The 14,108-nt window shown below is 58.9% G+C and carries 10 protein-coding genes; 7 read left to right on the top strand and 3 right to left on the bottom strand.

The annotated features are described in order from the left end of the window. Window positions 1–198 precede the first annotated feature (198 nt). Window positions 199–1,230, top strand: coding sequence for a 3-deoxy-7-phosphoheptulonate synthase (locus DWW73_RS09805; RefSeq protein WP_117779462.1), 1,032 nt, complete (start codon window positions 199–201; stop codon window positions 1,228–1,230). Window positions 1,231–1,864: 634 nt separating this feature from the next. Here DWW73_RS09805 and DWW73_RS09800 read toward each other — a convergent pair. From DWW73_RS09800 to DWW73_RS09790, 3 genes are read right to left on the bottom strand one after another with little or no spacing between them, the layout of a single operon-like run. Beyond that, window positions 1,865–3,721, bottom strand: a complete 1,857-nt coding sequence (locus DWW73_RS09800) for an ABC transporter ATP-binding protein (protein ID WP_233509201.1) — start codon at window positions 3,719–3,721, stop codon at window positions 1,865–1,867. Next, window positions 3,721–6,090: an ABC transporter ATP-binding protein gene (locus DWW73_RS09795; protein ID WP_117779461.1), complete on the bottom strand. Its 2,370-nt coding sequence runs from the start codon at window positions 6,088–6,090 to the stop codon at window positions 3,721–3,723. Before DWW73_RS09795 ends, DWW73_RS09800 begins: the two co-directional genes overlap by 1 nt. After that, the gene (locus tag DWW73_RS09790) at window positions 6,087–6,536 is read right to left on the bottom strand and encodes a MarR family winged helix-turn-helix transcriptional regulator (protein ID WP_117779460.1); all 450 of its coding nucleotides are present in this window, start codon (window positions 6,534–6,536) and stop codon (window positions 6,087–6,089) included. The genes DWW73_RS09795 and DWW73_RS09790 overlap by 4 nt, the downstream gene beginning before the upstream one ends. A 250-nt stretch (window positions 6,537–6,786) precedes the next feature. Between DWW73_RS09790 and DWW73_RS09785 the strand changes: the two genes are divergently transcribed. The 6 genes from DWW73_RS09785 to pflA all read left to right on the top strand — a co-directional run bounded on the left by DWW73_RS09785 (window position 6,787) and on the right by pflA (window position 13,815). Further along, window positions 6,787–7,536 carry an SDR family NAD(P)-dependent oxidoreductase gene (locus DWW73_RS09785; protein ID WP_117779459.1) on the top strand — a complete coding sequence of 250 codons (750 nt, stop codon included), beginning with the start codon at window positions 6,787–6,789 and terminating at the stop codon, window positions 7,534–7,536. 108 nt (window positions 7,537–7,644) lie between these two features. Beyond that, window positions 7,645–8,658, top strand: coding sequence for a 2-keto-3-deoxygluconate permease (locus DWW73_RS09780; protein ID WP_233509199.1), 1,014 nt, complete (start codon window positions 7,645–7,647; stop codon window positions 8,656–8,658). A gap of 470 nt (window positions 8,659–9,128) precedes the next feature. Continuing rightward, window positions 9,129–11,180, top strand: a complete 2,052-nt coding sequence (pflB, locus tag DWW73_RS09775) for a formate C-acetyltransferase (protein ID WP_117758359.1) — start codon at window positions 9,129–9,131, stop codon at window positions 11,178–11,180. Window positions 11,181–11,265: 85 nt separating this feature from the next. Then, a complete protein-coding gene (gene grcA3, locus DWW73_RS09770; protein WP_055252439.1) occupies window positions 11,266–11,517 on the top strand; it encodes an autonomous glycyl radical cofactor GrcA3 in 252 nt (83 codons plus the stop codon). Window positions 11,518–11,954: 437 nt separating this feature from the next. After that, entirely contained in the window at window positions 11,955–12,809 is an 855-nt protein-coding gene (locus DWW73_RS09765; RefSeq protein WP_117779457.1) for a DegV family protein, read from the top strand. A gap of 187 nt (window positions 12,810–12,996) precedes the next feature. After that, on the top strand, window positions 12,997–13,815 hold the full coding sequence (pflA, locus tag DWW73_RS09760; protein ID WP_117779456.1) for a pyruvate formate-lyase-activating protein: 819 nt from the start codon (window positions 12,997–12,999) through the stop codon (window positions 13,813–13,815). The last annotated feature ends 293 nt before the right edge of the window (window positions 13,816–14,108 follow it).

The raw sequence follows: 14,108 nt of genomic DNA, 5'->3' as shown, positions 1-14,108 counted from the left end.
ACTTGCAGCGACGGACCTCGGGACGCTCTTACACCACGTCTGCGCGCGCCACCACTCTCGTTGGAAGCGCCCGAAAATCCTCGCTCGTTATCCATTCCCTTTTTGGCTGGTTGTGCTTGCACTTTAGCGTGCGACAGCGGATAATGCCGAGCATTCGACAATGTTCTCGTTGCCATCAATTGATTGAGGAGGCCCCGCATGGCCATGGAATTTAAACGCAGGCTGCCGATCCCCATGGAGATCCGCGAGGAAATGCCGCTTTCCGCCGAGCTTACCGCTAAGAAGCAGGCATTCGACGCCGAGGTCGCCAAGGTCTTTACCGGCGAGGACGCGCGCAAGGTGCTCATCATCGGACCGTGCTCTGCCGACCGCGAGGACTCGGTCCTCGAGTACATGAACCGCCTGGCCAAAACCGCCGAGGAGGTCAAGGACAAGCTCATCATCATTCCGCGCGTCTACACCAACAAGCCGCGTACTAAGGGCACTGGCTACAAGGGCCTGCTGCACAACCCCGACCCCGAGGCGCCCGATGACCTGCTCGAGGGCGTTAAGGCCATCCGCCACATGCACCTGCGCGTCATCGAGGAGACTGGCTTCTTCACTGCCGACGAGATGCTCTACCCGTCCAACTACCAGTACCTCGTCGACCTGTTGAGCTACGTCGCCGTGGGTGCGCGCTCGGTCGAAAACCAGGAGCATCGCCTGGTGTCGAGTGGCATTTCGGTGCCGGTGGGTATGAAGAACCCCACTGCCGGTTCCACCACCGTCATGCTCAATTCCATCTACGCCGCCCAGGCGCATCAGAGCTTTATCTTCCGCAACTGGGAGGTCGAGTGCGACGGCAACCCGCTCGCGCATGCCGTCATGCGCGGCTACATCGGCCTCGACGGTCGTACCTACCCCAATTACCACTACGAGCACCTGGAGCGTCTGGCCGAGCGCTACACCGAGCACGCCGGTTACGCCAACCCGGCAGCGGTTATCGACTGCAACCATGACAACTCGGGCAAGCGTCCGCTGGAGCAGTATCGCATTTGCAAGGAAGTGCTCGACAGCTGCCGCCGCAACGAATCCATCTCCAAGCTGGTCAAGGGCTTTATGATCGAGTCCTACCTTGAGGACGGCAACCAGCCGGTCGACGGCGGCGTCTTTGGCAAGTCGATCACCGATCCGTGCCTGGGCTGGGAAAAGACCGACTACCTCATTCACGAGATCGCGGAACGTATTTAGTTACGCGGGTTTACCAACCCGCGTAACGGCGCTCGCTGTCCGCCCTCTACCTGCGGCGTTGTCTTGCTCCAGGGGCACTCATTGGGGACATACTTAAATGAGTAGTCGTTGGGGACGTTCTTGTTTGACTAGTCGTTTAAGAACGTCCCCAATGACTACCTTTCAAACCTGGCAGTTAGGGACGTTCCTTATCTGCCGGCACTTGGGGACACTCCTTGCATCGGCTGACGCGGTTTGCTCGCTGGCATTGCTAGATTTTTTGGCGTTCTCTAAGTCCTGTGGACAAAAAATGGCAAATATGAGTACTGTTGCTAGCGTAGTATCATATCGATCTTACAAGATAATAGACACAACAGTAAATATGTTCATTAACGTTGGCACACAGAAGCATGCTACCGGGCATTTTGATCAATTTGAAGGCATATCTAGGCCGCAATGAGGTCGTTTGGGGCAGTTTTGGCTGTTACTAAAAAGGTGACAGTACTCATATTTGCCATTTTTTGTCCACGGGGCCTTGAGGGAGGGCGTCAATCAGGTCCCAGGGGAGGCGGTTCGAGGGCTGCAAAACAAAAACGGGGACGCAGATTGTCCTGCGTCCCCGTTCTCGGGCGTTATTCGTTCCTTGCGACAGAATTTACGCCGCTTCGTCGAACTGCGAGTTGTACAGGTCGGCGTAGAAGCCGCCTTGGGCGAGCAGCTCGTCGTGCGTGCCCTTTTCGACGATGTCGCCGTCGCGAATCACCAAGATCACGTCGGCGTTGCGGATCGTGGACAGGCGATGCGCGATGACAAAGCTCGTGCGGCCCTGCATCAGCGCATCCATGGCGCGCTGGATGAGCTCCTCGGTGCGGGTATCGACGTTGGAGGTCGCCTCGTCCAAAATCAGCGCCGGACGGTCGGCCAAAATGGCGCGGGCGATGGTCACGAGCTGGCGCTGACCCTGCGACAGGTTAGTGCCCTCCTCGTTGATCATAAAATCGTACCCGCCGGCGAGCGTATGGATAAAGTGGTCGCAGCGTGCGGCGCGTGCGGCGGCCTCGACCTCGGCGTCGGTCGCATCGGGGCGTCCGTAGCGGATGTTCTCGCGGATGGTGCCGTTAAACAGCCAGGTGTCCTGCAGCACCATGGCAAACTCGCCGCGCAGCGCCGCGCGGTCCCAGTCGCGCACGTCGACGCCTTCGACGCGCAGCGAACCGCCGTCCACGTCGTAAAAGCGCTGCAGCAGCTTAATGAGCGTGGTCTTGCCGGCGCCGGTGGGGCCGACGATGGCAATGGTTTGGCCGGGCTGCGCCTCGCAGCTAAAGTCGTGGATGATGGTCTTGTCGGGCGTGTAGCCAAACTTGACATGGTCGAACTCCACGTGGCCGGGGCGCTTCTCGGGAATCTGCGCGTCGGCCTTCTGCTCCTCCTCGGGCGCGGCGAGGAACTCAAAGACGCGCTCGGTGGCAGCGGCCATCGACTGCATCGTGTTGCTCACGTTGCCCAGCTGCTGCACCGGCTGCGTAAAGTTGCGAACGTACTGGATAAAGCTCTGGATGTCGCCGGGCGTGGCATTGCCGGTCAGCGCGAGCTGCGCGCCTACCACGACGACGCCCACGTAGCCCATGTTGCCCACCAGACTCATAAGCGGCATCATCAGGCCCGACAGGAACTGCGAGCGCCAGCCGCTCATAAAGAGGCGGTCGTTCTCTTTGTCGAACTCCTCGATCGAGGCCTCGGCGCGGTCGAACACCTGAATAACGTTCTGGCCGGCAAAGTCCTCCTCGATAATGCCGTTGACGGTGCCCAGGACCTGCTGCTGCTCGCGGAAGTACGGCTGCGAGAAGTGAATCATTACGGTTAGGATAATCGCGGCTGCCGGCAGCGTGAGCACGGTGACGCCGGTAAGTGGCAGGCTGATCGACAGCATCATGACGAGCACGCCGATAATCTGCGTCACTGACGTGATGAGCTGCGTCACGCTCTGGTTGAGTGACTGACCCAGCGTATCGACGTCGTTGGTGATGCGGCTGAGCACGTCGCCCTTGCTGTGGCCGTTGAAGTAGCTCATCGGCACGACGGCGATCTTGGCGGCGATCTCCTTGCGCATACGGTAACAAATCTTTTGCGTGACGCCGGTCATAAGCCAGCCTTGGATGAGGCTGCAGACAGAGCTTGCCAGATACAGGCAGAGCAAAAAGCCGAGCGTCTTGGCGATCCAGGCAAAGTCGACATCGCCGGTACCGTTGACCTTGGAGACCAGGCCTTCGAACAGTTTGGTCGTAACCTGGCCGAGCACCTTGGGTCCCACAATGTTAAAGATGACCGAGCACACGGCAAAGGCGACGGCGGCAAACACGGCAATCTTGTGCTGACCGATATAGCCGAGTAGCTGCCTCATGGTGCCCTTAAAGTCCTTGGCCTTTTCGCCGCGGCCCATGCCACCCATGCGGCCCATGGGACCGCGCCGGCGGGTGGGCTTGGGAATCTGAGTCTTGGTCTTGTCTGCCATTAGCGCTCGCCTCCTTCCATGACGGCTTCAATTTCTTCTTGGGTGAGCCCCAGCTCCTCGGCGGAAAGCTGCGACTGTGCGATCTCCAGGTACGCTGGGCAGCTGTGCAGCAGCTCCTCGTGCGTACCGGTGCCCACCACGTGGCCGTCGTCGAGCACGATGATCTGGTCGGCGTGCATGATGGTCGCGATGCGCTGGGCCACGACCACGAGCGCGGCGTCGGTAACGTTTTTGGCAAGCTCCTCGCGCAGGCGCGCGTCTGTTTTGTAGTCGAGGGCGCTAAACGAGTCATCGAACACCACGACCTCGGGCTTTTTGGCCAACGCGCGGGCAATGGCCAGGCGTTGGCGCTGACCACCCGAAATATTGGAGCCGCCCTGGCTGATGGGGGAGTCGTAGCCGCCCTCGCGCTCGGCAATAAAGTCCTCGGCCTGGGCGATGCGTGCCGCCTGGCGCATATCATCATCGCTCACCATGTCGCCGGCAAACTTGAGGTTGCTCTCGACGGTGCCCGAGAACAGGCGACCCTGCTGCGGGATGTAACCAATGCGGTGGCGCAGCTCGGAAAGGGTCATGTCGCGCACGTCGATGCCGTCGAGCGAAATGCTGCCGCCCGTGACGTCGTACAGGCGCGGAATCAGCTGCACGAGCGTGGACTTGCCCGAACCCGTTGAGCCAATGATGCCGAGCATCTGGCCGGCATGTGTGGTGAAGTTCACTCCGCTGATGACATCGGCGCGGGCATCGGGGTACTGGAAGCTCACGTCGCGGAAGGTGAGCTCACCGCGCGGCGCGCTGGCTGCGGGCAGTTTGGGCGAGGCAGGGTCGTTGATGCTCGTGGGGCAGGTGATGACCTCTTCCACGCGCTCTGCTGCGACCTCGGCGCGGGGCAGGATAACCGAAACCATGGTGAGGATCATAAACGCCATGACGATCTGCATGGTGTAGGAGATGAACGCCATCATGTTGCCGACCTGCATCACGCCGTCGGACACGCCCTGCGCGCCAAACCAGACGATAAGCACGGTGATGCAGTTCATGACGAGCATCATGAGCGGCATCATAAAGCTCATGGCGCGGTTGGTGTAGAGCTGCGTGGTCATCAGGTCGAGGGACGCCTGGTCAAAGCGCTCGAGCTCATGCTCCTCGCGGTTAAACGAGCGGATGGGCATAAGGCCGTCGAGCAGCTCGCGGGCGGTAAGGTTCACGCGGTCCACAAAGCTCTGCATCTTTTTGAACTTGGGCATGGTGAGGCCCATAAGCACGCCGACGACGGCCGAGACCGCGATGATGGCCACGGCGATGGTCCACTCCAGGCCGGTGTGGTTGGCCAGGACGCGCATGACGGCGACGATGCCCATGACGGGCGCCATGAGGCACATGCGGATAAACAGGGTTGCGGCCATCTGAATCTGCTGAATGTCGTTGGTGCAGCGAGTGATGAGCGAGGCCTGGCTAAACTTGCCCACCTCGGCCGGCGAGAAGTGCATGACCTTGTTGAAGGTCTCGCGGCGCAGGTCGCGTGCGATGGAACAGGCGGTGCGCGAGGCCACGGCGCCGGTTAGGATGGTGGCGACCAGTGAGATCAGGCACAGACCAAACATCGTGGTCGCCATGCGGCCCAGGTAGGCGTTCTGCACGTCGGCGGGGTCGATACCCTGCGCCTTGTACTCGTCTTGCACATAGCTCACGGCGCGTTGGGTCACGATGGAGCCCGACATGGAGCCCATTTTGTCCGCCATTTCATTGGCGCCCTCGACGAGCTTGCTTTGGTCTACCAGACCGCCCTCGACACCTAGGCGCAGACTCTTCATGGTGATCTTGCCGCCGTCGGCATCAATCTGCTTTTGCATGTTTTGCGCCGCTGTGGCCTTCTGCTGCATCTCGGCGAGCTGCTCGGGCGTCATTGCCGCCATCTGCTCGGGGGTGGGCATGGCCTGGGCGCCGCCGCCATTGCTTGCCTCGGTGGATGCGCCGGTCATGTCGCCCATGGAGCTGGCGTCGATGCCCTGGTTGAGAGAAAGGACGACGGTCTCGGGCAGGCTCATAATGTCGGCAATCTTGCCGCCGTCGGCGCGCTCATCCTCGGTGCCCTTGTACGTTCGAATGCCTTTTTTGTCAGCCTTGCTAAACACGGCCTCCACAGCTTTGGCGTCCTTGGTGCTCATAAAGAGCTCAAGGTCATCGAGTGATTCGGCACGAATGGTGTCGGGCACGGGCGAGGCGATGCCGCCTTGCTGTACGCCCACGTCGACGATGTCGCTCATGTAGGTAGGCAGTGCCAGATCGGCGTTGCAGCTGATTACGATAAGTACGATAGCTGTGAACAGTGCCAGGACATGCTTTTTAAAGAGCTTGAGAATCCTCACTCGGCATCTCTCCTTTCTTGATTGCGGTCGATAATTTCGTTGAAACGCCTTAGAAGGCGCACCATCTCTTGGGTATCTGTTTCGCCGAGCTGCTCGAGGAAGGCCGCGGTGCGCTCCTCGAATTCCCGACGTTTGATTTCGAGATTCTGGAATCCCTTATCGGTCATCGTGACGTGTACACGACGACGGTCGGTCTTTGAGTGCTCGCGCTCGACCCAGCCCTTGGCTTCGAGAGTGCGTAAGATATTGGCGATGCGGGCACTCGAGACCCAGGCGCGATTTGCGAGTTCGCTCGGCGTGAGCGAACCGCCAGCGAGCATGAGGGCGCGCATGACAGCCATCTCGCCGCCGAGAGCTTTGTCCGCAGAGCGTGAAATGCGATGATGCATGCTGCCAAACTCAGTTAAGAGCTGACGCCCAAGCTCATGGAAACCGGTATCTTCCACCGAAAACCCCTAACACTAGAAACTATTTTCGGTGAAAGATGATACCCGCATATTCGGGCCTCATGCAGTGGACAATATAAAGAGCGCATAAAGAGTTAAAAAATTCAATTGCTGAAGCGTTTCAAAGAACTATTATGCCCGCGGTTAGGCGAGGGGTTGTCACCACCATGACGACTGGGACTCATTTATCGCCACGTGCGATGCTCCAACTTCCCGCAAGGAGACACCTTATATAAAGGGGGATGGAGTCATGGCATTTGACTTCACGGGCAAAACCGCGATTGTCACGGGTGGCACTCAGGGCATTGGCCTCGAGATCGCCAAGGGCATCGTCGCGGGCGGCGGACACGTCGCGCTCATCGCAAGGAACGCTGCCAAGGGCGAGGCCGCTGTGGCCGAGCTTGGCGAGGGCAACAAGTTCTATCAGCTCGATGTTGCCGATGCGCCTAAGGCGCGTGAGACCGTCGAGCAGATTTTTACGGACCTGCCGCAAACCAACATCCTGATCAACTGCGCTGGCGTCATCAGCACCAAGAAGTTCGACGAGATCGAGGACACCGAGTGGCGTCGCACCATCGACATCAACCTCAACGGCACCTTTACCATGATGAACGCCGTGTACCCGCACTTTAAGGCGGCCCATGCCGGCACTATCGTCAACGTGAGCTCTGTTGCTGGCAAGATCGGCGGCGGCCTGCTCGGCACCGCTGCCTACGCCAGCTCCAAGGCCGGTGTTAACGGTCTAACCAAGGCAGTCGCCAAGGAAGGCGGCAAGTTTGGCGTCCGCTGCAACGCCGTGTGCCCGTCGCTCACCCTTACCGATATGACCTCGATTCTCTCTGACGAGAACTCTCAGCGCATCATCAACGGTATTCCTCTGGGCCGCGCCGCCCAGGCCAGCGAGCCTGCGCAGATGGTGCTGTTCTTCGCTTCCGACCTCGCCAGCTTCGTGAACGGCGAGATCGGCGACTGCGACGGCGGCATCGTCCTGGACGGGTAATACCCCACGACGATTATTCGGCGACGGTTCCTGCGACTCGGGACCGTCGCCTTCTTTCTGACATAGGCGCGTGCGGCTACGATTCGCATGCATCCAAAGGAGATATATATGAGTGAATCGACTGCGGTGGAGGCGCCGGCGGCAAAGGAGCCGTTCTTTAAGATGTCCTCCATCCCGGGTGCCAATATTTTGGTGCCGCTTTTGCTGGGCTGCCTGCTCAACACGCTATTCCCCGACCTGTTCAAAACGCTCGGCAGTTTTACGCTTGGCATGACTCAGCAGGGCGCAGGCCCGCTCGTGGGCGCTTTTTTGCTCATCGTCGGTACGACGATTTCGTTTAAGAGTGCTCCTGCCGCCGCTGCCCGCGGCGCCATCATCATCGCCGTCAAGCAGATCGTGGTCGTTGCCGTGTCGCTGCTCATCCTTTATGTATTCAACGACAACCTGTTTGGCATCTCTGCCATGGTGATGCTGGCCGCTTGCACCGGCGCCAACAACGCTATGTACGCTGGTCTGATGGGCACCATGGGCAATGAGGCCGAGCGTGGCGCCGTCGCCATCACCACGCTGGTTGTCGGCCCTCCGGTCACGATGATCGTGCTCGGCGCTGCCGGTCAGGCTCCGATCGGCTGGTCGCTCGTGGGCGCCATCCTGCCGATCGTCGTCGGCATTATTCTGGGTAACCTCTTCCCGAGCTTTAAGAAGATGATGGCACCGGCACTTTCCGCCATCATCGTGCTCGTCTTCTTTGCCATGGGCTCGACCATGACCTTTGGCCAGCTCATTAATGGCGGTCTTCCCGGTATTCTGCTCGGCGTGATCTGCTCGGTGGTCTTTGCAATTCCCGTCATCGCGGTTGATAAGCTCACGGGCGGTACGGGTGTCGCAGGTGCAGCCATTTCGAGCTGCGCCGGAGCCAATGTGGCCACGCCTGCTGCCATGGCAAGCGTCAACGGGGCCATGTACGGTGGTGCCGTGCTCGCGACGGCTACGGCACAGGTTGCAGCATGTGCTATCGTGACGGCTATTTTGACCCCGCTGGTCACCAGCTGGTGCTACAAGCATTTTGAGGGCCAGGGCCACAGCAAGGCAACGACCGACAAGGCCGCCGCAGCCGCCTAATGCCAAGCGGCAATCAAAGCTAAAAAACTAGCCACGCCTCAGGGCGGCCACGGGGGAAGTCCCGTGACCGCCCTGCAGTTTCTGTGGGGTCTCTGGGGCACTTTACCCTACTAAAACTGGCATAACAGCTAGAGTGAACGTCGTATAAAGACAAGGAAAAATACCAAACAAATCGGTGAACGGTAGTTGTTCGCGCTCGCATTTCCTGCGGGTTTGTAAAAAACGCCCTTATGATATAAAAAAAGAAACATATAACAGCCCTGATGAAGGGGGTGGCTATGTTATCCTTCTCAAACGGATGAAATCTTGGGTTTTGGGTTGCAGTTCCAAGGTGGACAAACGTTTTTCCCTGTACCAACGTGTGGTGAAGAACGGAAGAAGCCGGTAGTGCAAGCCGATAATTCAAGAATTCAATAAGCAGCGGTGTGAGAGAGCGCCGCATTACACGTAACTAGGAGCGTGGTTACACAATGCAGGAGGCATGGGAAGGCTTCAAGGAAGGCATCTGGACGGGAGAGGTTGACGTCCGAGACTTCATCCAGAAGAACTACACCCCCTACGAGGGCGACGAGTCGTTCCTCGCCGGCCCGACCGAGCGTACCAAGGAGCTGTGGGGCGAGGTTCTCGACCTGCTGCTCAAGGAGCGCGAGCAGGGCGGCGTCCTCGATATGGACACCAAGACCGTCACGGGTATCGTGAGCCACCCCGCTGGCTACATCGATAACGCCCATCGCGACAAGGAGACCATCGTCGGCCTCCAGACCGACAAGCCGCTCAAGCGCGCGCTGCACGTCAACGGCGGTATCCGCATCGCTTGCCAGGCTGCCAGCCAGCACGGCTACAAGATCGACGAGAACGTTGTCGAGCGCTACACCTTCGAGCGCAAGACTCACAACGCCGGCGTCTTCGATGTCTACACCCCCGAGATGCGCGCCTGCCGCTCGGCCCACATCATCACCGGTCTGCCCGATGGCTATGGCCGCGGCCGCATCATCGGCGACTACCGTCGTGTCGCCCTGTACGGTGTCGACTACCTGATCAAGGACAAGGAGGCCCAGAAGGCTTCCACCCCGACGGTCATGACCGCCGACAACATCCGCGATCGTGAGGAGCTGCAGGAGCAGATCCGCGCCCTCGGCGAGCTCAAGATGATGGCCGAGACCTATGGTTTCGACATTTCCAACCCTGCTACCAACACGCAGGAGGCCATCCAGTGGATGTACTTCGCCTACCTCGCTTCCGTCAAGGAGCAGAACGGCGCCGCTATGTCCATCGGCCGTACCTCCACGTTCATCGACATCTACGCTGAGCGCGACCTTGCCAACGGTACCTTCACCGAGGAGCAGATCCAGGAGTTCGTGGATCACTTCATCATGAAGCTCCGCATGGTCAAGTTTGCCCGTACCCCCGAGTACCAGGCCCTGTTTACCGGCGATCCGCAGTGGGTCACCGAGTCCATCGGCGGCATGGGTGTTGACGGCCGTACGCTCGTTACCAAGATGAGCTACCGCTACCTGCACACGCTCGAGAACATGGGCACCAGCCCCGAGCCCAACATGACCGTTCTGTGGTCGACCCGTCTGCCCGAGAACTTCAAGAAGTTCTGCGCCAAGACTTCTGTCGCCAGCTCCTCGATCCAGTACGAGAACGACGACCTCATGCGCGTTTACCACGGCGACGACTACGGCATCGCCTGCTGCGTGTCCTCCATGCGCATTGGCAAGGAGATGCAGTTCTTCGGCGCCCGTGCCAACCTGGCCAAGTGCCTGCTCTACGCACTCAACGGCGGTGTTGACGAGGTCTCCAAGAAGCAGGTCGGCCCCAAGTATCGCGCCGTCGAGGGCGATACGCTCGATTACGACGACGTTGTGGCCAAGTACAACGACATGATGAAGTGGCTTGCTGGCGTGTACGTCAACTCGCTGAACATCATTCACTACATGCACGACAAGTATTGCTACGAGCGCATCCAGATGGCTCTGCACGACAAGCACGTGCATCGTTGGTTCGCTACGGGCATCGCTGGCCTTTCCGTCGTGGCTGACTCCCTGTCCGCCATCAAATACGCCAAGGTCCACCCCGTCCGCGACGAGAACGGCATCATCGTCGACTTCGAGACCGAGGGCGAGTTCCCCAAGTACGGCAACGACGACGACCGCGTCGACCAGATTGCTCACGACGTTGTGCACCAGTTCATGGAGTACATCCGCATGAACGACACCTACCGCAACTCCGTGCCCACGACCTCTGTTCTGACCATTACCTCCAACGTCGTGTACGGTAAGAAGACCGGCTCCACGCCCGACGGCCGCAAGGCTGGCCAGCCGTTCGCCCCGGGTGCTAACCCCATGCACAAGCGCGATAGCCACGGCGCCATCGCTTCGCTGTCTTCGGTTTCCAAGCTCCCGTTCCGCGATGCTCAGGACGGCATCTCCAACACCTTCTCCATCATCCCGGGTGCGCTCGGCAAGGAGGACCAGGTGTTCTTTGGCGATATCGACCTTGATCAGCTGGGCGAGTAACTATTGTTAGTGCTATACTAACAATAACGATTACTGATTAGAGCGACGGTTTCGGCCGGCGCCTATCAATCGAAGGAGACACATTATGAAGGTTTCTGAAGTTTCTGAGACTCAGGCCGATAACCTGGTCCACATGCTCGACGCTTACGCCGAGAAGGGTGGCCACCACCTGAACATCAACGTCTTCAACCGTGAGACGCTGCTCGACGCTCAGGCCCACCCCGAGAAGTACCCGCAGCTGACCATCCGCGTTTCCGGCTATGCCGTGAACTTCCACACGCTCACTAAGGAGCAGCAGGACGAGGTCATTTCGCGTACCTTCCACAACAAGTTCTAAAGGGGTTTAACTCCCGCAGGATCGCCAGGGCTGTTTGGGCTACCTCCCAAAACGTCCTCGGACATGCAAGAAGCCCTCGCTGCGCACTTCGTGCGGCGAGGGCTTCTTGCGTCCTGCGGAAAGTTTTGGGAGGTAGCCCAAACAGCCCCGGCGGGGTCCTGTGTAGTCACCCTTTAGGCGGAACTCTCCTGATGGGTTGAGAGTTCTGGATACTTGCTTGCTACCGTTTATCGCGTATAGCTACCGTTTGCGGAATAAGTAACACTCCTTCATAAACCGTGTAAAATCTCAGAGAAGCACGGAGTTTTTCAGGGAGACGCTGTCCTTTGCTGTGGTCGAAGGGCGGCGTCTCTCTGGCGCTTGTGAGTCGTTGTTCAATGGGGCGGCGAGCGTGCGCGTGTAATACATAGTCAACGTCGAGATGGGTCGTGATGATAATGGGCAAGTACGTAATCGTGGTTGAGTCTGGGTCGGATGTGACGCCGGAGCTCTGCGAGCGCTATGGCATCGTGCGCGTGCCCATGCATGTCACGATTGGTGACGAGACCGTCGAAGACGGATCGATCGACCCGCTTGAGATTTACTCGCGCTGCAACGAGTTTGGCGTGATGCCCAAGACCAGCGGTTGCTCGCCGGCGGATTTTGCGCATGTGTACGACCGCATTCACGCCGAGCAGCCCGACGCGACCATTTTGCATCTTGCATATTCCGAGGTAACGACCTGCTCGCATCAGTCCTCGAAGATTGCGGCTGCGGGGCGCGACTACGTGTTCTCCATGGACACGCGCTTTGTCTCGGTGGGCCAGTCGTTTGTTGTCGTCGAGACCGCCAAATACATCGAGGCTCACCCCGATGCCACCGTCGACGAGATTTTCGCCTTCACCAATTCCGTCATGGACCGCGTGCTGCTGGGCTTTGTTCCTACCGACCTTGCCTTCCTTAAGGCGGGCGGTCGCTTGTCCAACGTCGCGTTCTTAGGCGCCCATCTGCTCAAGATTAAGCCCTGCATTGAGGTGACGGGTGGCAAGTTCGTGGCCACCAAGAAGTTCCGCGGCTCTATGCTCAAGTGCGCCCGCGCCTTTATCGATCACATGGTTGAGAAGGGCGAGATTGATTACTCGCACATTGGCTTGGCGTATTCGGTGGGCCTTTCCGAGGAGCTGCGCGACGATATGGAAGTCTATGCGCACGACCTGGGCTTTAAGGACGTTACCTGGACTCAGGTCGGCGGCGTCATCTCGAGCCACTGCGGCCCGACCGCCTTTGGCGCGGTGCTTACGCTTAAGGCGTAGGGCCTGGCGTCTATCGATTTCTATTGCTTCGGCGGCGAGCGGGTTGTGACAACCTTCCCGCTGCTTTTGCGTGGAGTCAAATAGGACGATCAAATTGACCGCTAAACCGTTTCGCCATCAGGCGTATGGGCTAGAATGGCTCTGGCATTTTAATTGACAAAAACCAAAGAGAGGCAAGGTTGCGGGAATGGCTGAGATGACGCTTGAGGGTGTGGATGCTCATCCCGAGGACTCTGCGTATGCCCTGGGTCGCGTGCATTCGATCGAGACGATGGGAACGGTCGACGGACCCGGCATCCGCTTTGTGGTGTTTGTTCAGGGCTGTCCCATGCGCTGCGCGTATTGCCACAATCCCGATACCTGGTCTGTTAACGGCGGCACGATGGTGACCGTCGAGCATCTCATGGACGAGTTCCAGAGCAACCATGAGTTCTACCGTAGCGGCGGCATTACCGTTTCGGGCGGCGAACCGCTCCTGCAGCCCGAGTTTTTGGCCGACCTGTTCCGCGTGATGCACAACAACCCCGATGGCCGCGTACACACCTGCCTAGACAGCTGTGGCTATGCATTTGATCCCAAGCATCCGGAGAAGTTCGATGCTGTTCTCAACGAGACCGATATGGTGCTGCTCGACATCAAGCATGCCGATCCGGTTGAGCATAAAAAGCTGACCGGTTGCGATCCTGCGCGCATCCTGGCGTTTGGCGATGAGCTTGCCCGTCGCAAGATTAAGGTTGTTATTCGCCATGTGGTGGTGCCGGGCATTACCGACACGGTGGAGGAGTGTGAGGCGCTCGGCCGCCTGATTGCCCCGTGGCATAACGTGGTCGGTCTGGAGATGCTGCCGTATCACACCATGGGTATCGTCAAATATGAGCAGCTGGGGATCCCCTATAAGCTCGAGGGCGTGCCTCAGATGGATACCGCGCGCATGCCCGAGCTGCGCAACGCCGTCATGGCCGGCATGAAAAAGCGCCGCGCCGAACTCAAAAACGCCATCGGCTAGCGGCACTCATTGGGGACAGACTTAAATGAGTGCCCCCGGGCACCTAGTTGATTGCTAAGGAGCCCCGTCAAGTTGCGGTGGAATAGTTCTTGTTTTTCGGCTTATGCCGCCCAAACAGGAACTATTTCACCGCAACTGCGTTTTGGGCAAAGATGCGCAACGGAATCGGTGTTTTTGCATAGAAACGCCTGTTTATTGTTTAGAGACACCTCAAACGCGACTGAATATCTTTGGAAAGAAAGGTACCGTCAAGATTCTTTCGCAAATTGATCGAGGCGGCCTCGGCCCCGCCT

The organism is Collinsella sp. AF16-8 (assembly GCF_003462695.1).
Taxonomy (GTDB): domain Bacteria; phylum Actinomycetota; class Coriobacteriia; order Coriobacteriales; family Coriobacteriaceae; genus Collinsella.
The sequence above is the reverse complement of the archived record's forward strand: the minus strand, read 5'-3'. Positions and strand labels throughout refer to the sequence as shown.

Excerpts from the sequence above, each read along its gene's own strand:
- DWW73_RS09785 (WP_117779459.1), top strand. The coding sequence starts at position 6,787 with ATGGCATTTGACTTCACGGGCAAAACCGCGATTGTCACGGGTGGCACT.
- DWW73_RS09805 (WP_117779462.1), top strand. The coding sequence starts at position 199 with ATGGCCATGGAATTTAAACGCAGGCTGCCGATCCCCATGGAGATCCGC.
- pflB (WP_117758359.1), top strand. The coding sequence starts at position 9,129 with ATGCAGGAGGCATGGGAAGGCTTCAAGGAAGGCATCTGGACGGGAGAG.
- grcA3 (WP_055252439.1), top strand. The coding sequence starts at position 11,266 with ATGAAGGTTTCTGAAGTTTCTGAGACTCAGGCCGATAACCTGGTCCAC.
- DWW73_RS09765 (WP_117779457.1), top strand. The coding sequence starts at position 11,955 with ATGGGCAAGTACGTAATCGTGGTTGAGTCTGGGTCGGATGTGACGCCG.
- DWW73_RS09780 (WP_233509199.1), top strand. The coding sequence starts at position 7,645 with ATGAGTGAATCGACTGCGGTGGAGGCGCCGGCGGCAAAGGAGCCGTTC.
- pflA (WP_117779456.1), top strand. The coding sequence starts at position 12,997 with ATGGCTGAGATGACGCTTGAGGGTGTGGATGCTCATCCCGAGGACTCT.
- DWW73_RS09800 (WP_233509201.1), bottom strand. The coding sequence starts at position 3,721 with ATGGCAGACAAGACCAAGACTCAGATTCCCAAGCCCACCCGCCGGCGC.